Raw genomic sequence first — 17,331 nt, 5'->3', positions numbered from 1 at the left:
ACTGAACCTACAGGCGACCACTGACAACGGCGCCGCGCCCTCGGAGTTCCGCCCCTTCCGCCCCTACCAGCTCGTCTTGCGGGACAGCTCCCACATCATCATGATCGACGACGGGTCGAGCGCCCGCTCGCCGCCGGAGATGTCGTCGCTCGCGGCCACGTACTGCTTGCCCTGCCACAGCGGCAGCAGCCGTGCGTCGCGCACCAGTATCTGCTGGGCCTGCTCGAACTCCTTCACCACGTTCGCGCGGTCGCTCTCGCGCCGCGACTCGGGCAGCAGCACCTTGGTGATCTCGGGCGTCGGGTACGGGGTGCCGAGCGCGTTCTGCTGCCCCACGAACGGGGCGATGAAGTTGTCGGCGTCGGGGAAGTCCGGCGACCAGCCGCGCCCGAACACCGGGTACTCGCCCTTCTGGTAGCCCGCGACGTACGTCTTCCAGGGCCGGCTCTTCAGAGTGATCGTGAACAGGCCGGAGTCGTCCAGCTGCCGCTTCAGCTCCTGGAACTCCTCGGCGGTCTCGGAGCCGTAGCGGTCGGTGGTGTACCAGAGGGTGAGCGGGACCTTCTGGGTGATGCCCGCCTCGGAGAGGATCTTGCGGGCCTTGGTCACGCTCGGGTCGCCGAAGTCGTCGAAGAAGCCCGTGGTGTGTCCGGTCAGGCCCTTGGGGACCATGGAGTACAGCGGGTCGACGGTGTCCTTGTAGACGGTGTGGGCGATCGCCGGCCGGTCGACGACCTGGGCGACGGCCTTGCGCACGGCCTGCTTGGCCGCCCAGGGGTCCTTCGGGTTGAACACCAGGTAGTTGATGTCCGCGCCGGCGCCCTCGACGAGCTGCAGGTCCTTGGAGCCCTTGCCCTGCAGGGCGACGATGTCGTCGGCGGCCAGACCGCGGTAGGTCACGTCGATGCTGCTGTCCCGCAGCGCCTTGACCATCGTGGCGGAGTCCTGGAAGTAGCGGATGGTCACCGCATCGTTTCTGCGCTCGGCGTACCCCTGGTAGTTGCCGTTCTTGACCAGCTCGGCCTGCTTGCCCTCCTGGTACGACTTCAGCGCGTACGGCCCGGAGCCGAAGACCTTGCCGTCGTTGCGCAGGGCATGCGCGGAGTAGTCGTCGGGGTCGACGATCGACATGGCGGGGGTGGCGAGCACGAACGGGAAGGTGGCGTCGGACCTGTTGAGCTGGAAGACGACGTCCCGGTCGCCGGCCACCTGCACCCGGTCCAGACTGCCGAGCAGCCCGGCGGGGCCGCCGGGCGCGTTGATGTTCCGGATGCGGTCGATGGAGTACTTGACCGCCTGGGCGTCCAGGGGGTGCCCGTCGGCGAACTTCATGCCGGGGCGCAGTTCGCAGCGGTAGACGCGGTTGGAGGCGTCGGTGAACCGGCAGCTGCTCGCGGCGTCGGGCTGGGGCGTGGTCGCACCGTTGGGGTAGGCCAGCAGCGTCTGGTAGATGTTCCGGAACAGCTCCCAGGAACCGTCCCACGACGCCGCCGGGTCCAGCGTGCTGGGCGCACTGGTCGTCCCCACGACGATGGGTCCCGCGCTGTCGGGGTCGCCGTCGGAAAAGACGCTGCACCCGGCCACGAGAGATATGGACGCGATCACCACCGCGGGCCGCAGACATCGCTTCCGGTTGAACACGCGCACGCTCCTCGATCCGCCGTACCAAGGGTCGGCAGACCATACCGCGGCTCTCCCCTCCTTGAACCCGCAATGAACATGGTCTTGATCAGCGTGTGACTGACTACGTTGTCATGCCGCCCTGCCAGCGGTCCTGGCATGACAGCGGGGCCGTTTCCGTCAAGAGGAACGAGGAATTCCTTGCCGAAGAGGAACCAAGAGGAACGAATTCGGGCAAGGAAATCCCCGGCCGAAACGGAAACGGCCCCGGGCGGGTTCTCCCGGCCGGTCAGCCCACTCCGGCGTTGAGGAACATGCCGCCGTCGACGACGAGGGTCTGGCCGGTGATCCAGTCGGACTGCTCGGAGGTGAGGAACGCGGCCGCCCCTCCGATGTCGGAGGGAACGCCGAGCCGGCCGAGCGGGTAGGACGCGGCTGCCTCCTCCTCGCGCCCCTCGTACAGGGCCTGCGCGAACTTGGTCTTCACCACGGCCGGGGCGATGGCGTTGACCCGCACCCTGGGCGCGAACTCGTGCGCCAGCTGCTGCGTCAGGTTGATCATCGCGGCCTTGCTGATGCCGTAGGCGCCGATGAACGGCGAGGGCGCGAGGCCCGCGATCGAGGCGATGTTGACGATCGCGCCGCCGTTGTCCTTCTGCCAGGCGTGCCAGGTGCGCTGGGCGAAGCCGAGCGCGGAGACGACGTTGGTCTCGAAGACCTTGCGGGCCACGTTCAGGTCGAGGTCGGCGATCGGGCCGAACACCGGGTTGGTTCCGGCGTTGTTGACCAGGAAGTCCACGCGGCCGAACGCCTCCATGACGCGTTCGACGGCCTCGGCCTGGTGGGCCTCGTCGTGGGCCTTGCCCGCGACGCCGATGGCCCGGTCGGCACCGAGCCTCTCGACGGCCTCCTTCAGGGCGTCCTCGTTGCGGCCGGTGATGCACACCCTGTCGCCCCGGGCCACGAGCGCCTCGGCGATGCCGTAGCCGATGCCGCGGCTGGCGCCGGTGACGAGGGCGACCTTGCCGGTCGGTTCCACGGAAGTCATGTGTCCGTTTCCTTAGTTGAGCGGTCCGCCGGCGACGTAGAGCACCTGGCCGGAGACGAAGCCGGCCGCGTCGCCCGTGAAGAAGGCGATCGCGTTGGCGATGTCCTCGGGCTCGCCGACGCGATGCACCGGGATCTGGGTGGCGGCGGCGGCCTTGAAGTCCTCGAAGCCCATGCCGACGCGTTCGGCCGTGGCCTTGGTCATCTCGGTGGCGATGAAGCCGGGGGCGACGGAGTTGGCGGTGATGCCGAACTTGCCGAGCTCCTTGGCGAGGGTCTTGGTGAAGCCCTGGAGACCGGCCTTGGCGGCCGAGTAGTTGACCTGACCGCGGTTGCCGAGCGCGGAGGACGAGGAGAGGTTGACGATGCGGCCGAAGCCCGCGTCCACCATGTGCTTCTGCACGGCCCGGGTCATCAGGAACGAGCCGCGCAGGTGCACGTTCATGACGGTGTCCCAGTCGGAGGCGCTCATCTTGAACAGCAGGTTGTCGCGGAGCACGCCCGCGTTGTTGACGAGGATCGTCGGCGCGCCGAGCTCCTCGGCGACACGGGCGATCGCCGCCTCGACCTGCGCCTCGTCCGAGACGTCGGCGCCGACCGCGATGGCCCTGCCGCCCGCCGCGGTGATCTTCTCCACGGTGTCCTTGCAGGCGGCCTCGTCGAGGTCGATCACGGCGACCGCGCGGCCTTCGGCGGCCAGTCGTACGGCGGTGGCGGCGCCGATACCGCGCGCGGCACCGGTGACGACGGCTACCCGCTGCTCAGTGCTGGACATTGTTGCTTCTCCTCGCCCTTGAGAGAACCTGGTGTGCGGTGAGCAACCGCTTAGTACCTTCGGTGGAACGTGACGCTAGAAGCCCTGGCACGCGGTGTCAACGACACAGGGTGCCGGTGTGATCCATTACCTCACCAGGAGGTCGAGCAACCGCTCCGTCTCGACGGCCGGGTCGGTGGTCAGCCCGGTGTGCACGGGGCCGGGCTGCACGACCGTCGAGCGGGGCGCGATCAGCCAGCGGAACCGCCGTCCGGCGTCGTCGCGGGCGGCCTGCCCGGCCGCGTCCCCACCGGCGCACACGCCCTCCACGGCGCGCAGCAGGGCCCGCACCCCGGCCACGTCCGCGTCCGGGTCCAGGGCGAGCAGACGGGCCTCGTCGAGGTGGGTGCGGGCGCCGACGTAGGACCGGGCGCGGCAGTAGACGATCACGCCTGCGTTGATGCACTCGCCGCGTTCGACGCGCGGCACGACGCGCAGCAGGGCGTACTCGAAGACGTCCCGGTCGCCGCCCTGGCCGGCCCGGGTGATGTGGCGCTCGCCCGCCTGGCGGCCGCCGATGATGTGGTGGTCGCTCACTTGGCCCCCTCGATGCCGGTGATGCGCTCGTGGATGACGGCGGCCCGGGCCAGCAGCGGTCGGGCGTAGGCGCGGCGCAGCTCGTCCGGGGTGTCGAAGCCGGGTTCGCCGGCCAGCCAGACGTCGGGGATCTCGGCGGTGACCTCGGCGAGCAGGTCCTCGGCGACCAGGGGCGCGAGCCGGGCCGCCGCGGCGGCGAGGTCGGGGGCGAAGGGCGCGAGAGCGTGGTCGGAGGCGTCGTACGGACGGGCCGCGGAGGCCTCGGCGCCGGGCCAGTTGTGGTGCCAGATCATGGTCGCGCCGTGGTCGATGAGCCACAGCCCGCCGCGCCATCTGAGCAGGTTGGGGTTGCGCCAGGAGCGGTCCACGTTGCCCACCAGCGCGTCGAACCAGACGATCCGTCCGGCCTCCTCGGGGTCGACCGGGAAGGCGAGCGGGTCGAAGCCGAGCGCACCGGAGAGGAAGTCCATCCCGAGGTTGGTGCCGCCGCTGGACCTGAGCAACTCCTGCACCTGCTCGTCGGGTTCGCCGAGCCCGAGCACGGGATCCAGGCCGATCGTCACCAGGCGGGGCACCCTCAGCCCCAGCCGGCGGGCGAGTTCGCCGCAGACCACCTCGGCGACGAGCGTCTTGCGCCCCTGCCCGGCGCCGGTGAACTTCAGGACGTACGTCCCGAAGTCGTCGGCCTCGACGAGTCCCGGCAGCGAGCCGCCCTCGCGCAGCGGTGTGATGAACCGGGTCGCGTTGACTTCCTTGAGCATCGCCCCAGGCTACTGGGGTCTTCGCACAAGTCTCGCCGTCATCTGAACGCCCGGCGCCCGGCGGCCGTACCCCTGTACGGATCACACATCAGATCACGAAGGCCGGGCGGATCACGAGGTCCGCCCCCGAAGCATGAAGTCCGTGCGAAGGGAAGACGTCGGCATGACCAGCGAATCGCTTCAGTCCCAAGGGGCACCGGCCCGCCGTACCGTCGTGGCGGCGGTGGGCGCGGCGGGACTCGCCGTGGCGCTGAGCGCGTGCGGATCGGACGACTCGTCGTCCGGTTCGGCCACCACCCAGAACGGCAGTGGCGCGGGCGGCGGGGCCGAGGCCGGCTCCTCCGGTGCCGTGCTCGCGAAGACCGGCGACATCCCCGAGGGCGGCGGCAAGATCCTGGCCAAGGAGGGAGTGGTGGTCACGCAGCCGGTGAAGGGGCAGTTCAAGGCGTTCTCGTCGAAGTGCACCCACCAGGGGTGCGCGGTGAGCGGGATCGCCGGGGGCGTGATCAGCTGCCCCTGTCACGGCAGCCAGTTCTCCGCGGCCGACGGCAGCGTGAAGAAGGGTCCCGCGACCCAGCCGCTGCCGGCGAAGAACATCACGGTCTCGGGCGACGAGATCAAGCTGGCCTGACGCGCCCACAACGGCAGCTCACGCCGAAGCAGCACCTGTTCACGCCGAAGAGGAGAAGAAACGGCCGCATGACCGTCACACAGCGCCGGGGCCGGAAGATCATGATGACTCCGGGCGAGCTGGACGCGTTCCTCACCGCCCGGCGCACCTGCCGGGTGGCCACCGTGTCGCCCGGCGGCGCACCGCACGTGAGCGCCCTGTGGTTCGCCTGGGACGGCACCTCGCTGTGGCTGTACTCGGTGGTGCGCAGCAGGCGCTGGGCGGACCTGCGCCGCGATCCCCGGGTGGCGGTCGTGGTCGACACGGGCGAGGAGTACGACCAGCTGCGCGGCGTCGAGCTCTCCGGCAGGGCCGAGTTCGTCGGGGAGGCACCGCGCATCGGGGAGCTGCGCGCGGAACTCGACGTCCCCGAGACGCTGTTCGCCCGCAAGTACTTCGGCCTGGAGGAGATGCCGCACGACGGGCGGCACGCGTGGGTCCGGCTGACCCCGGAGAAGACCGTCTCCTGGGACTTCCGCAAGCTGGGCCCGGGGTGAACCGGCCGGATCCCCAGGGCCTCAGTCGATCTGCTCCCCCGCCACCCGCAGGGCGTCCACCGCCGCGCGGATCGAGGGACGGCGGTCGGCGTCGGCGCGCCAGACGGCGTAGACGTGCCGCCGCACCGCCTGCCGCACGGGAACGGTCCGCACCCCGGCGGGCAGCGGCCCGCGCCCGAGCCGCGGCGCCACGCACACGCCGAGTCCGGCGCCGACCAGGGCGAGCTGGGTGGCGTGCTCCTCGGCACGGTGGGCGATGCGCGGTTCGACGCCCTTGGAGCGCAGGGTGTCCAGCAGCCACTCGTGGCAGAACTCCGCGTCCCGCCAGGTGATCCAGTCGTCGTCGGCGAAGTCCTCCAGGTCGACCTCGGCACGGTCCGCGTACGGGTGCGCGGCGGGCAGGGCCACGTCGGCGGCGTCGTCGAGGATCGGGGCCCGGGTGAGCCCGTCGGGCACGGGCAGCGGCTTGTTGTACCAGTCGAGGACGACCGCCAGGTCCACGTCACCGCGGAGCACGGCGCGCACCGCGAGCGCGGGTTCGACCTCGGCGGTGGTGACGCCGAGGCCCGGGTGCCGTGCGCGCAGATGGCACAGCGCGGTGGGGAAGAGTCCGCGCGCGGCCGTGGGGAACGCACCCAGCCGCAGCTCGCCGACGACCTGCCCGCGCTGCGCCTCCAGGTCGGACTGGGCCACGGCGACCTGTGACAGGATGCGCGCCGCGTGCTCGGCGAGCAGCCGGCCGGCGTCGGTGAGCCGCACCCCCCGGCCGTTCCTGGCCAGGAGCTGCTGGCCGACCTCACGCTCCAGCTTGGCCATCTGCTGCGAGACGGCCGAGGTCGTCACGTGCAGTCCGTCCGCCGCGCCGCTGACCGAGCCGTGCCGGGCCAGGGCGTCGAGGGTGCGCAGGCGCTCCAGATTCAACATGTAAGCGATGCTACGAGGTATCGCGCGAAAATTCTCGATTGTGCTACGAGGTCGGGAGCAGGCATGGTACGACCATGAGCACCGCGACCGCCTCGTCACCGCACCCCTCCGCCCCGGCCGCACGGGACCGCCGGCCCCTGCACTGGCGGGTCCGCTTCGCCTTCCTCTCGCTGATCTGGGGATTCAGCTTCCTGTTCATGAAGGTGGGCACGGAGGGCTTCGCGCCCTTCCAGGTGACTCTGGGACGCCTGGTGTTCGGCACGGCGGTGCTCGTGGTGGCGATGGCGGTGAAGCGGGAGCGGCTGCCGCACGGCGCCCGCACCTGGGCGCACCTTGCGGTCGCCGCGTTCTTCCTCAACGCCCTGCCGTTCTCGCTGTTCGCGTACTCGGAGCTGACGATCCCCTCCACGCTCGCGGGCATCTGCAACGCGACGTCGCCGCTGTGGGGCATGGCCCTGTCCCTCGTGGCCCTCTCGGAGGACCGCCCGACCCGGGTGCGGGTGGCGGGTCTCGGCCTGGGCTTCCTCGGGGTGCTCACGGTGCTGGGCGCCTGGCAGGGCTTCCACGGCCTAGACGCGCGCGGCACGGCGATGGCGCTGCTGGCCTCGCTGAGCTACCCGGTCGGCTGGATCTACGTCCGGCGCACCCTGGCGGGTTCCAGCGAGTCGCATCTGTCGCTGACGGGGGGCCAGCTGCTGCTGGCGACGGTGCAGCTGGCCGTGGTCACCCCGCTGTTCACGGACCTGCCGAGCCATCTGTCCGTGGTGCCGCTGCTCGCCATCGCCGCGCTGGGCGCGCTGGGCACGGGCGTGGCGATGCTCGTCCAGTACGGCCTGGTCGCCGAGGTCGGCCCGACGACCGCCCAGATGGTCACCTACTTCGTTCCGATCATCGCCACCGCCGCGGGCGTCGCGGTCCTCGGCGAGCAGCTGGCCTGGTCGACCCCGGTCGGCGCGGTGATCGTCCTGGCGGGCGCGGCCCTGACCCAGGCCCGGCCCCGGAGCGGCGACCGGCCCGCCGGGAACCCCGCGGCACGGCTCGAGCAGCCGGAAGCCAAGTCCTCCCGGCCCGAACCCGCGGGCAAGGCGTAGCCACCGGCGGGGCGCCGTCCCGTCAGACGTAGCTCCGCGCGGGCGCCGGTCCGAGGGCCGCCGCCACGGCGTCCGCCAGTGGCGCCAGATCGTCGTCCCGCAGCGTCGACACGGTGATCCGGATGCCCGGCGGCGCGCTCATCCGGAAGCGGGCGCCCGGGGCGACCGCCCAGCCGGCGTGGAGCAGCCGGGCGACGGCGCCGGTCTCGTCCGGCACGGGCACCCACACGTTCATCCCGCTGCGCCCGTACGCGGCGATCCCTCGTTCGGCCAGCGCGCCGATCAGCGCCTCGCGCCGCCTTCCGTACTCCGCCGCCACCGCGCGCGTGTCCGGCACCCCGTCCCGCCACAGCCGTACGACGGCGCGTTGCAGCAGCAGGCTCACCCAGCCGGGCCCGAGCCGCTGCCGCCCGCGGACCCGGTCGACGGTGGTCTCGTCCCCGGTGAGCACGGCGAGCCGCAGATCGGGGCCGTACGCCTTGGCGACCGACCGGACGAAGGCCCAGTGCCGGGTCGTGCCGGCCAGGGGGTGCAGGGGGAGGTCGACGATGCCGTGGCCGTGGTCGTCCTCGATCAGCAGGGTCTCCGGGTGCTCGCTCAGTACGGCCCGCAGGGCACGCGCGCGCGTGCCGCTCACCGCTGCACCGGTCGGGTTCTGCGCCCGGTCCGTCACGATCAGGGCGCGGGCGCCGCCGGACAGCGCGCGGCGTACGTCGTCGACAAGAGGGCCCTCGTCGTCGACTCCGACGGGCTGTGTGCGCAGCCCGAGGGCAGGAACCAGGTCGAGGACGCTGCCCCACCCCGGGTCCTCGACGGCGACCGTGTCGCCCGGCTTGAGGTGGGCGGCGAGCACCCTTTCGGTGCCGTCGAGCGCCCCGGACAGGACGGCGACAGGCCCGTCCGGCACGCCGTCGGCGTCCAGTGCGGCACGCGCGTCGCGGGCCAGCTCCGGGTCCACGGCCACATCCCCGTACAGCACCGGCTCGCGGTCGCCCTGGGCCGCGGCCGCGGCCAGCGCCGGTGCCAGCGGCGGCAGCAGCGCCGGATCCGGGTTGCCGCTGGAGATGTCCCGTACGCCCTCGGGCACGTCCACGCGGATGTTCTCCCGCCCGGTGGTGGCGGGCGCGGGCCGTACCCGGCTGCCGCGGCGCCCGGCGGTCTCGATGACCCCGCGCTCGCGCAGCACCCGGTACGCGGCCGCCACCGTGTTCGCGTTGACCCCCAGTCGGGTCGCCAACTCACGCATCGGCGGCAGGAGTTGACCGGGCTCGAGGCCACCGGACCCCACCGCGCGCTCGACGCTCGCCGCGATCTCCGCTGCGCGCCGCCCTTCGATCGGATATCCTCCTAGCACAAAGCAGATTATGCACTAGTGCAATGGAGATCGCAATGCAGGGGACCGAGCAGCCCGCCGCGCCGACCACCGACGCCTACGCCCCCACCGGGCGCACCGTCCCCACCCGCTCGGCGGACCGGGCGTCGTACGACAAGGAGCTGGTGCACGCGATACTCGACGAGGGCTACGTCTGCCACCTCGGCTTCGTCCGCGACGGCGCCCCCGTGGTGCTGCCGACGCTGTACGGCCGGGTCGGCGAGCGGCTCTACGTGCACGGCTCGACGGGCTCCCGCCCGCTGCGCATGGCCGGCCAGGCCGCCCCGGAGGGCCGGGCCGAGCCGGGGCTGGCGGTCTGTCTCACGGTCACGCATGTCGACGGCCTGGTGCTGGCCCGCTCGGCCTTCCACCACTCGATCAACTACCGCTCCGTCGTGGTGCACGGCGTCGCCCACCAGGTCACCGACCCCGAGGAGAAGCGGGCGGCGCTGGACGCGCTGGTCGACCACGTGGTGCCGGGCCGCGCGGCCGACTCCCGCCCCGCCAACACCAAGGAACTGGCCGCGACCGCCGTGCTCCGTCTCGACCTGGAGGAGGTCTCCGCCAAGCTCCGCACCGGCGGGGTGAACGACGAGCCCGAGGACCTCGCTCTCCCCCACTGGGCCGGTGTGGTCCCGGTCCGCAGGGAGTACGGCACTCCGCTCGCCGACGCGGACCTGGCCCCGGGCACCGGGCTTCCGGGCTACCTCGCGGAACTGTGAGGCGGGGCCGCTGAACCGGCGGCCCCCCTCGTCACACGAGGACCGGCTCCCGCACGGACGCCGACCGTGCCCCGCGTGCCTCCGCGACGGCGAGGCCGCCGACCGACCCGAGCATCAGGGCGGTGCCGACGAGGGTGGCCGCCGTCAGCCGCTCGCCGAGCAGGGTCAGCGCCAGCACCGCCGCGCCGACCGGCTCCAGCAGCATGATCACTGAGACGGTGGCGGACCGGACGACGGCCGCGCCCGCGAAGTACAGGGCGTAGGCGAGGGCCGTGGGAACGGTCCCGATGTAGGCCAGCAGCCACAGCAGCCGGAGGGGTTCGGCGGTGTGCGGGACCAGCCCCTCCGCCAGGGCGAACGGCAGCAGGCACAGCCCTGCCACCGCGAACGCCCCCACGGTCGTGGCGGACCGGTCGGCCTCGCCCGCACGCCCCCACCGACGGGTGAGCAGCGTCATGACGCTGTAGCCGGCCGCCGAGAGGAGGGCGAGCAGCACACCCCACGGACGCACGGTGGCGCCGCCGCTGCCGAGGACCAGCACGCCCAGCCCGGCCAGTGCCCCGGCGACGGCGATCAGGCCGGCCCGGCCGAGCCGTTCGCCCAGCGTGAGGCGGGCGCCGAGGGCGATGAGCACGGGTCCGGCGCCGAGCGTGACGACGGTGGCCACCGCGAGTCCGGTGGCCGCCACCGCGTCGAAGTAGGCGGTCTGGAACACGGCCAGGCCGGCGCCGGTGGCACCGGCCCGCAGCAGCCTGCGGCCGAGCGGCACGGTTGCCGCCGCCCGGACGCGCGGGCGCAGCAGCCGCACGGCGAACAGCAGCAGCGCACCGGCCACGCAGCGCCAGAAGGACAGGGCGGCCGGCCCCATGTCACTGGCCCGGTAGACCAGGGAGGCGGCCGCGCCCGCGGTGCCCCAGGCGGCACCGGCGACGATCAGACAGAGGAGGCCACGCCCGACGGGCAGGCCGGAGGAAGTGTGCGACACGAGTTTTTCTCCGCCAATACGCAGAAGTTCGGATGAGGACCCCGGTTCGGCGGGGTCGTCGGACTTCTTCTGCGGGCAGCACCGTTCGGCCCGGCGACGCGCACCGGGCTCGGGTCACCGGAGGGCCCGCCTCAGGCGGCCGGGGGCGGAAGAACGAGTGCGCTCGTGTGCATGATCGGGACCCTAGGCCGCCGTACCGCGTGCCGACAACTCTCTTTCCGCCTCGCCGGCCGCCACCGGCCGCGCGGACTCCGTCGGCTCCGCCGGTTCCTTCGCCGGTGTGGAGGACTGCGCGATGAACGCGCCCAGCAGGACGACGGCGCCGCCGACGACCTGCGGCGCGGAGAGGTGCTCGCCGAGCAGCACCCAGGCCAGCACGGTGGCGATGACCGCCTCCAGGCAGGCCACCACGCCCGCCACCTGCGGGGAGAGCCTGCGCACCGAGAGCACGCCGGTGATGTACGCGAGGACGGTGGCGACCAGCACGATCCAGACGAGCAGGGCGGCGGCCGGGACCGGTGTGCCGTTCATGCGCGCGGTGTGCGCGAGGACCGTCCAGTCCATGCTCCACGGGCGGGCCACGGCGGTCAGCACGGCGGCGCCGACGAGGAGTCCGTACGCGATGACGCCGAGCGGGTCGGGCGCCGCGCCGTCGCCCTCGCCGTCCCCGCCGCCGTGGTCGGCCAGGACGAAGTAGCCGACCTGGCAGCAGGCGGCGCCGAGGGCGAGCAGCAGTCCGAGGGCGTCGAAGCTCAGGCCGGACCAGACCTCGACGACGCAGGCCAGCCCACCGGCCGCGAGGACCACGCCGAACGCGGCGGCCCGGGTGACCGGCCGCCGCTGCACGAAGCGGACCCAGCCGAGCACCAGGGCCGGCGCCAGGTACTCGATGAGCAGGGCGACCCCGACGGGTATGCGGGAGAGCGCGGCGAAGTAGCAGGCCTGGACGCCCGCCACGGCCAGCAGCCCGAAGCCGGCGAGCAGCGCGGGGCGCCGGCGCAGCAGGGCGCGGTGGCGCACGGCGAGCGGCAGCATGACGAGGGCCGCGCCGGTGACCCTCAGCCACACCACGTGCAGCGGGTCGAGACCCGCCTCGATCAGCGGCTTGGCCGCGACACCGGAGCCCCCGAACGCGAGCGCGGACACGAGCGCGAGGCCGAGCCCGACGCCCTTGCCGGACTGGCCTTTACTGATCCCAGACGTAACCACCGGCACATGATGACAGGCAACGACAGGAGCGTCACCCCCGATGACACCTGTCTCAACGGCTGGACGCGTCAGCCCGGGCCCGAAGAACTCCCCAACGCTTCGTCCAGCCCGTGGGTTTCGTCCAGCCGGGCGGTCAGTTCCCGGGCGTCGATGCCCGCGCGGGTGAGGACCTCGACGGCGCGCGCCTGGGGGTCGGCCACGAGGGCGGCGAGCAGGTCGAGGCCGCGGGCCAGGTCGTCGCCGCGCCGTGCGGCGCGCTCGCAGGCGCTCTTCAGGGCGGCCGCCGCCAGGGGCGAGCAGCCGTCGGCCTCGGCCGCCGTCGCTCCGGTCACCACGGGCAGCGCGCCGGAGTCCTCGACGCCGCTCTGCCAGCGCAGGCCGTAGCCGATGCTGCGCTGCACGAGGTAGCCGAGCAGCCGGGCGATCTGCGGACCGTCACCGAAGGCGGCGCGCACCTGGGGGCCGGACTCCAGCAGCGCGTGCAGCAGATGGGCGGTGTCGATGTGCCGGTCCCCGTCCCGGACGGCCCTTCTGCGGGCAGCGGCGACCACCGCCGCCAGTTCGGCGCTGAGCCGGGCGTCGTCGTCCGGACGGCGGCCGCCCTGCTCGTGGGCCGGCGGCCTGGGGATACGGGGTCGCACATCTGCAAGCCCATCAGCCTCCCGCGCCGCGGTCATCCCCGACGGGAAGCATTTCCGCGTCCCACGGAAAGTGGACGCGGGTGGCCGAAATCTCCTCCTTGCGGAGGAGATCAGGCCTGTGCCCGTGCGATCCGACGGTTGGTCAGTCCTCGTCGGCCAGAATCAGATACAGCTTCTTGCGGGCCTCGTTGATGACGGTGAGCGCCTTCTCGCGCTGTTCCTTGCTGCCGGTCTTCCAGACCTGGCCGAAGGCCTCCATCAGACCGAAACCGGCCTGGCGGATCTCGCCGAGTGCCTCCCAGTCGATGCCGCGCGAGGCCTCCTCCCAGGGCGCGTCCGGCCCCTCGTCGGCGGCGCTGCGGCCCGGCTCGGTGAGCGAGAACAGCTTCTTGCCGCCCTCGGACTCACTGGTGATCAGCCCCTCGTCCTCCAGCAGCTGGAGGGTGGGGTAGACCGAGCCGGGGCTGGGCTTCCACGCACCGCCGCTGCGCTCGGCGATCTCCTGGATCATCTCGTAGCCGTGCATCGGACGGTCCTTCAGCAGGGCCAGGATCGATGCCCGTACGTCCCCGCGCCGGGCCCTCCCGCGCGGTCCGCCGCGCCCTCGTCCGCCCCAGGGACCCGGACCGAAACCCGGTCCGAAACCGGGACCGCCCGGCCCGAAGGGCCCGAACGCCGCACGCCGTCCCTCGAAGCCGCCCCGGCCGCGCCAGGGGCCGTCCTGCCGGTGTCCATGCTCGAAACCGTGGGTGTGCATCGCAACCACTCCATTCCATCGTTGATCTGTCGCGATGTCTCAACGATATATCGGAAACATAGCTCCGACAACCCTCTTCCGAGCTGCCGCTTCCCCCACTTCGTGGCCGCCGTCCGCGAATTGGCCTTGGTCCGCGCCGTCCGGCACGCCCTACCGTCGGGACATGCGGATTCGAATCGTCGACGCCTTCACCGCCCGTCCCTTCTCCGGCAACCCGGCGGGGGTCCTCCTCCTCGACGCCTTCCCCGAGGACGACTGGCTCCAGAAGGTGGCCCTGGAGGTCAACCACGCCGAGACGGCCTTCGCGCACCGGCTGCCCGAGGGCGGCGAGGCCGACTGGGCGCTGCGCTGGTTCACCCCCGCCACCGAGGTGGCGATGTGCGGGCACGCCACGCTCGCCACCGCCCACGTCCTCGACGCCACCGGGGCCCACACCGGACCGGTGCGCTTCGCCACGCGCAGCGGCGTGCTCATCGCGACGCCCGCCGAGGACGGCACGATCACCCTGGACTTCCCCACCGCCCCGCTCACACCGGTCGAGGTGCCGGACGGGGTCGCCGAGGCCCTCGGCGCCGAGCCCCGCACCGCCTTCGACACCGGCCCGAACGTCGGCGACCTGCTGCTGGAACTCGCCGACGAGAAGACCGTCCGTAGCCTCGACCCCGACCACAAGGCGCTGGCCGCCTACTCGTCGCGGGGCATCATCGCCACCGCCCGCGCCGAGGACCCCGCCCGCGGCCACGACTTCGTCTCCCGCTGCTTCTTCCCGAACGTCGGCATCGACGAGGACCCGGTCACCGGCAGCGCCCACACCGCGCTGGCCCCCTACTGGTCGGAGCGTCTCGGCCGGACGGACCTCACCGGCCTCCAGGCCTCGCCGCGCTCCGGCCGGGTCCGCACGGGGCTGCGCGGCGCCCGCACGCTGCTCACCGGCCACGCGGTCACGGTCATCGAGGGCGAGCTGCACGCCTGAGCGCCCGCATCCGGCGTACGGGGTCGCTCACACGGGGGGCGTACGACAGCGTCGTACGCCCCCCACTCGCACCACGAGCGTCGCGGGCCGCTCACCCGGGCCACGGCCGCCCGCCTCACGCCGTAGGCAGCCAGCCCACCTTCCCGGCCAGCAGGGCGTAGCCGACGAAGGCGCCGATGTCGAGCAGGGAGTGCGCCACGACCAGCGGGCCGACCCGCCCCCATCGCCGGTAGAGCCAGACGAACACCACGCCCATCACCATGTTGCCGACGAAGCCGCCGATGCCCTGGTAGAGGTGGTAGGAGCCGCGCAGCACGGAACTGGCGACCAGCGCGGTCCCCGGCGTCCAGCCGAGACCGCCGAGCCGGCGCAGCAGGTAGCCGACCACGATGACCTCTTCCAGGACCGCGTTCTGCACCGCGGACAGGACGAGCACCGGGTACTTCCACCAGACCGACGGCAGCGCCTCGGGCACCACCGTCAGATTGAAGCCGAGGCCCCGGGCGGCCAGGTAGAAGGCGATTCCGGTGCTGCCGATCACCGCGGCGATCGCGGCGCCCCGGCCGAGATCCGGCCAGGGGCGGGTGCGGTCGAAGCCGAGCGTGCGCAGGCTCTGGCCCTCGCGGAGCAGCAGGTGGGCGACCAGGGCGACGGGGACGAGCGCGGTGGCGATCCCGAAGAGCTGCCAGGCGAGGTCGAGCCAGGGGCGGCCGGGTGCGGCGGAGGCGTTGAGCGTTGCCGCCTGGTCCTTGAGGCCGCCCGGTTTGGTGACCGACCCGACGAAGCTGATCAGGGCCGAGACCCCGCTCGCCCCGAGAGAGAGGGCGAGCACGAGCAGTGTCTCGTCACGGAGCATCCGCCGCGACAGCCGCTCCCGTGGAGCGGCCTCGTCGGTCGGCCCCATCTCCTCCTGCACGCTGTGCCTCCCGTACACCGTTCTGAGAGGTCACAGCTTGCCCCATCCGCCCCGTCGGGGCGCGGGCGCCCCCGTCGGCTCAGCCCAGCGGGACCGGTGCCGGCAGGCCGACCGGCCAGGTGTGGACCGGCTCGCCCAGCCACATCAGCTCGCAGTAGCGCCGGGTCGTGGCGGCCAGTGCCTCGTCCCTGGGGAGACCGCTCTCCACGCCCCGGTGGAAGGTGGCGGCCTGCCACTGGGCGCCGTTGGTCCGGTGCCTGCACCGCTCCTCGATCACGCCGAGGTAGCGGTCCCGGTCCACCGCCTCCACGCCCCATGCGTCCAGGCCGGCCGCGGCGAGCGGGAGCAGTTCGTCGCGGACCAGGGAGACGGCGTCGACCTCGACCGTGCCGGAGTAGCGGCCGCGCCGGGGCCAGCTGAACCGGGCGTCGATCCCGTACCGGCAGGCCGCGTCGAAGTTGGCGGCCGCGGCCTCGAAGGGCAGCCGGGTCCACACGGGCCGTGACTCCTCGGCGAGCGCGCGGACGAGGCCGTAGTAGAAGACGGCGTTGGCGATCACGTCGGTGACGGTGGGACCTGCGGGCAGCACCCGGTTCTCCACCCGCAGGTGCGGCACGCCGTCGGCGATGTCGTAGACCGGCCGGTTCCAGCGGTAGACGGTGCCGTTGTGCAGGACGAGTTCGGCCAGCCTGGGGACGCCGCCGGCGTCGAGCACCTCGAGAGGGTCCTCGTCGTCGCAGATCGGCAGCAGCGCGGGGAAGTAGCGCAGGTTCTCCTCGAAGAGGTCGTACACGGAGGAGATCCACCGCTCGCCGAACCAGGTGCGCGGCCGCACGCCCTGCGCCTGGAGCTCGGGCGGGCGGGTGTCGGTGGACTGCTGGAACAGCGGGGGCCGCGACTCCCTCCACAGCTCGCGCCCGAAGAGAAAGGGCGAGTTGGCGCCCACGGCGATCTGCGCCGCACACGCCGCCTGCGCCGCGTTCCACACGTCGGCGAAGCGGCCCGGGGTGACCTGAAGGTGCAGCTGCACGGAGGTGCAGGCGGCCTCGGGGACGATGGATTTCGAGGTGCAGGTCAGCCGCTCCACGCCCTCGATGTCCAGGGCGAAGTCCTCACCGCGTGCCGCCACGATCTGGTCGTTGAGCAGTGTGTAGCGGTCGACGTCGGAGAGGTTGGAGGAGACCAGGTCGTCCCGGTCGAGCGTCGGAAGAATACCGATCATCGCTATCGACGCGTCGACCTCTCCGGCCTTTCGGTCGGCATATGCCAGTGACGTCCTCAACTCCTCTGCCAGCCGGTCGAATACCCGGCCGCCCAACCGGTGCGGGGCGATGTTCACTTCCAGGTTGAACATCGCGAGTTCCGTCTGGAAGTCACGGCTGGCGATGCGCTCGAGCACTTGCGCATTCAGCATTTTCGGCATGCCGTCCGAACCGACGAGATTCAATTCGATCTCCAGCCCCATGAGGTTCTTGGGGCGGTCGAACCGCTTCTCCTCCAGCAACCGCTCCAGCCCCTTCAGACACCGCCGGAGCTTGGCGCGGTAGCGGTTGCGATCCGACAGGTCGAACTCTCCTGCCACGACCTTCTCCCCCATCGCAGCGTCCCTCCTCGCTCGGGCGGGCCGAGGATCCGGCCGCCGGGGTCCCGGTCAGGTGGGATGATGCCCCGCGAACGCGATCGATAACGTCCCATCGCCGCCCCGCACCGACTACTCTGGTGCCAAATGACCGTCGGGCACATTCACGGGGCATGAGGCAGCGAGCAAGAACGGGTACCCCGGGGATCTCGTGAA

At 72.3% G+C, this 17,331-nt stretch carries 18 protein-coding genes; 5 read left to right on the top strand and 13 right to left on the bottom strand.

Features of this window, described 5'->3' with window-relative positions; all coding sequences use genetic code 11:
- Positions 1–63 precede the first annotated feature (63 nt).
- From IE318_RS06030 to IE318_RS06010, 5 genes are all read right to left on the bottom strand, one after another.
- The gene (locus IE318_RS06030) at positions 64–1,641 is read right to left on the bottom strand and encodes an ABC transporter substrate-binding protein (RefSeq protein WP_189897284.1); all 1,578 of its coding nucleotides are present in this window, start codon (positions 1,639–1,641) and stop codon (positions 64–66) included.
- A gap of 268 nt (positions 1,642–1,909) precedes the next feature.
- Entirely contained in the window at positions 1,910–2,668 is a 759-nt protein-coding gene (locus tag IE318_RS06025) for an SDR family oxidoreductase (protein ID WP_030177645.1), read from the bottom strand.
- Between the two features lie 12 nt (positions 2,669–2,680).
- Positions 2,681–3,442, bottom strand: coding sequence for a 3-oxoacyl-ACP reductase FabG (gene fabG / locus IE318_RS06020; RefSeq protein ID WP_030177643.1), 762 nt, complete (start codon positions 3,440–3,442; stop codon positions 2,681–2,683).
- 126 nt (positions 3,443–3,568) lie between these two features.
- Positions 3,569–4,018, bottom strand: a complete 450-nt coding sequence (locus IE318_RS06015; protein ID WP_078917321.1) for a DUF3037 domain-containing protein — start codon at positions 4,016–4,018, stop codon at positions 3,569–3,571.
- Positions 4,015–4,779 carry a HipA family kinase gene (locus IE318_RS06010; protein WP_189897282.1) on the bottom strand — a complete coding sequence of 255 codons (765 nt, stop codon included), beginning with the start codon at positions 4,777–4,779 and terminating at the stop codon, positions 4,015–4,017. Before IE318_RS06010 ends, IE318_RS06015 begins: the two co-directional genes overlap by 4 nt.
- A gap of 163 nt (positions 4,780–4,942) precedes the next feature.
- Between IE318_RS06010 and IE318_RS06005 the strand changes: the two genes are divergently transcribed.
- Together IE318_RS06005 and IE318_RS06000 are read left to right on the top strand one after the other, a co-directional pair.
- Positions 4,943–5,410, top strand: coding sequence for a Rieske (2Fe-2S) protein (locus tag IE318_RS06005; protein WP_189897280.1), 468 nt, complete (start codon positions 4,943–4,945; stop codon positions 5,408–5,410).
- 68 nt (positions 5,411–5,478) lie between these two features.
- Positions 5,479–5,946 (top strand): pyridoxamine 5'-phosphate oxidase family protein, encoded by a 468-nt coding sequence (locus IE318_RS06000; RefSeq protein ID WP_189897278.1) that lies wholly within the window; start codon positions 5,479–5,481, stop codon positions 5,944–5,946.
- Between the two features lie 21 nt (positions 5,947–5,967).
- Here the strand turns inward: IE318_RS06000 and IE318_RS05995 are convergent, their stop codons facing one another.
- Positions 5,968–6,870, bottom strand: a complete 903-nt coding sequence (locus tag IE318_RS05995; RefSeq protein ID WP_189897275.1) for a LysR family transcriptional regulator — start codon at positions 6,868–6,870, stop codon at positions 5,968–5,970.
- Positions 6,871–6,944: 74 nt separating this feature from the next.
- Between IE318_RS05995 and IE318_RS05990 the strand changes: the two genes are divergently transcribed.
- Positions 6,945–7,961, top strand: coding sequence for a DMT family transporter (locus tag IE318_RS05990; protein ID WP_189897272.1), 1,017 nt, complete (start codon positions 6,945–6,947; stop codon positions 7,959–7,961).
- Between the two features lie 22 nt (positions 7,962–7,983).
- On the opposite strand, the gene IE318_RS05985 is transcribed toward IE318_RS05990, so the two are convergent.
- Complete coding sequence (locus IE318_RS05985) at positions 7,984–9,315, bottom strand: aminotransferase class I/II-fold pyridoxal phosphate-dependent enzyme (protein WP_189897270.1); 1,332 nt, start codon at positions 9,313–9,315, stop codon at positions 7,984–7,986.
- Positions 9,316–9,350: 35 nt separating this feature from the next.
- Here IE318_RS05985 and IE318_RS05980 point away from each other — a divergent pair, with 35 nt between their 5' ends.
- Entirely contained in the window at positions 9,351–10,055 is a 705-nt protein-coding gene (locus tag IE318_RS05980; RefSeq protein ID WP_189897696.1) for a pyridoxamine 5'-phosphate oxidase family protein, read from the top strand.
- Positions 10,056–10,086: 31 nt separating this feature from the next.
- Here the strand turns inward: IE318_RS05980 and IE318_RS05975 are convergent, their stop codons facing one another.
- The 4 genes from IE318_RS05975 to IE318_RS05960 form a co-directional block, all read right to left on the bottom strand.
- Positions 10,087–11,040, bottom strand: a complete 954-nt coding sequence (locus IE318_RS05975) for a DMT family transporter (protein WP_189897268.1) — start codon at positions 11,038–11,040, stop codon at positions 10,087–10,089.
- A 183-nt stretch (positions 11,041–11,223) separates the two neighbouring features.
- The gene (locus tag IE318_RS05970; RefSeq protein WP_189897265.1) at positions 11,224–12,255 is read right to left on the bottom strand and encodes an EamA family transporter; all 1,032 of its coding nucleotides are present in this window, start codon (positions 12,253–12,255) and stop codon (positions 11,224–11,226) included.
- Positions 12,256–12,317: 62 nt separating this feature from the next.
- Positions 12,318–12,890 carry a Clp protease N-terminal domain-containing protein gene (locus tag IE318_RS05965; protein WP_229903374.1) on the bottom strand — a complete coding sequence of 191 codons (573 nt, stop codon included), beginning with the start codon at positions 12,888–12,890 and terminating at the stop codon, positions 12,318–12,320.
- Between the two features lie 142 nt (positions 12,891–13,032).
- Positions 13,033–13,647: a PadR family transcriptional regulator gene (locus tag IE318_RS05960; RefSeq protein ID WP_189897260.1), complete on the bottom strand. Its 615-nt coding sequence runs from the start codon at positions 13,645–13,647 to the stop codon at positions 13,033–13,035.
- A 163-nt stretch (positions 13,648–13,810) separates the two neighbouring features.
- Between IE318_RS05960 and IE318_RS05955 the strand changes: the two genes are divergently transcribed.
- Complete coding sequence (locus tag IE318_RS05955; RefSeq protein ID WP_189897258.1) at positions 13,811–14,620, top strand: PhzF family phenazine biosynthesis protein; 810 nt, start codon at positions 13,811–13,813, stop codon at positions 14,618–14,620.
- A 115-nt stretch (positions 14,621–14,735) separates the two neighbouring features.
- On the opposite strand, the gene IE318_RS05950 is transcribed toward IE318_RS05955, so the two are convergent.
- Together IE318_RS05950 and IE318_RS05945 are read right to left on the bottom strand one after the other, a co-directional pair.
- The gene (locus tag IE318_RS05950) at positions 14,736–15,524 is read right to left on the bottom strand and encodes a CPBP family intramembrane glutamic endopeptidase (protein ID WP_030177622.1); all 789 of its coding nucleotides are present in this window, start codon (positions 15,522–15,524) and stop codon (positions 14,736–14,738) included.
- Between the two features lie 91 nt (positions 15,525–15,615).
- On the bottom strand, positions 15,616–17,133 hold the full coding sequence (locus tag IE318_RS05945) for a glutamate-cysteine ligase family protein (RefSeq protein WP_189897256.1): 1,518 nt from the start codon (positions 17,131–17,133) through the stop codon (positions 15,616–15,618).
- Between the last annotated feature and the right edge of the window lie 198 nt (positions 17,134–17,331).

It is taken from the genome of Streptomyces spiralis (assembly GCF_014654675.1).
Taxonomy (GTDB): Bacteria; Actinomycetota; Actinomycetes; order Streptomycetales; family Streptomycetaceae; genus Streptomyces; species Streptomyces spiralis.
Note: the sequence above shows the minus strand (reverse complement) of the source record. Positions and strands in the feature narration are given on the sequence as shown.

Bases quoted from the DNA above. Each gene is read 5' to 3' on its own strand.
- IE318_RS06025 (WP_030177645.1), bottom strand. From the start codon at position 2,668: ATGACTTCCGTGGAACCGACCGGCAAGGTCGCCCTCGTCACCGGCGCC.
- fabG (WP_030177643.1), bottom strand. From the start codon at position 3,442: ATGTCCAGCACTGAGCAGCGGGTAGCCGTCGTCACCGGTGCCGCGCGC.
- IE318_RS06010 (WP_189897282.1), bottom strand. From the start codon at position 4,779: ATGCTCAAGGAAGTCAACGCGACCCGGTTCATCACACCGCTGCGCGAG.
- IE318_RS06005 (WP_189897280.1), top strand. From the start codon at position 4,943: ATGACCAGCGAATCGCTTCAGTCCCAAGGGGCACCGGCCCGCCGTACC.
- IE318_RS06000 (WP_189897278.1), top strand. From the start codon at position 5,479: ATGACCGTCACACAGCGCCGGGGCCGGAAGATCATGATGACTCCGGGC.
- IE318_RS05995 (WP_189897275.1), bottom strand. From the start codon at position 6,870: ATGTTGAATCTGGAGCGCCTGCGCACCCTCGACGCCCTGGCCCGGCAC.
- IE318_RS05990 (WP_189897272.1), top strand. From the start codon at position 6,945: ATGAGCACCGCGACCGCCTCGTCACCGCACCCCTCCGCCCCGGCCGCA.
- IE318_RS05980 (WP_189897696.1), top strand. From the start codon at position 9,351: ATGCAGGGGACCGAGCAGCCCGCCGCGCCGACCACCGACGCCTACGCC.
- IE318_RS05960 (WP_189897260.1), bottom strand. From the start codon at position 13,647: ATGCACACCCACGGTTTCGAGCATGGACACCGGCAGGACGGCCCCTGG.
- IE318_RS05955 (WP_189897258.1), top strand. From the start codon at position 13,811: ATGCGGATTCGAATCGTCGACGCCTTCACCGCCCGTCCCTTCTCCGGC.
- IE318_RS05950 (WP_030177622.1), bottom strand. From the start codon at position 15,524: ATGGGGCCGACCGACGAGGCCGCTCCACGGGAGCGGCTGTCGCGGCGG.
- IE318_RS05945 (WP_189897256.1), bottom strand. From the start codon at position 17,133: ATGGGGGAGAAGGTCGTGGCAGGAGAGTTCGACCTGTCGGATCGCAAC.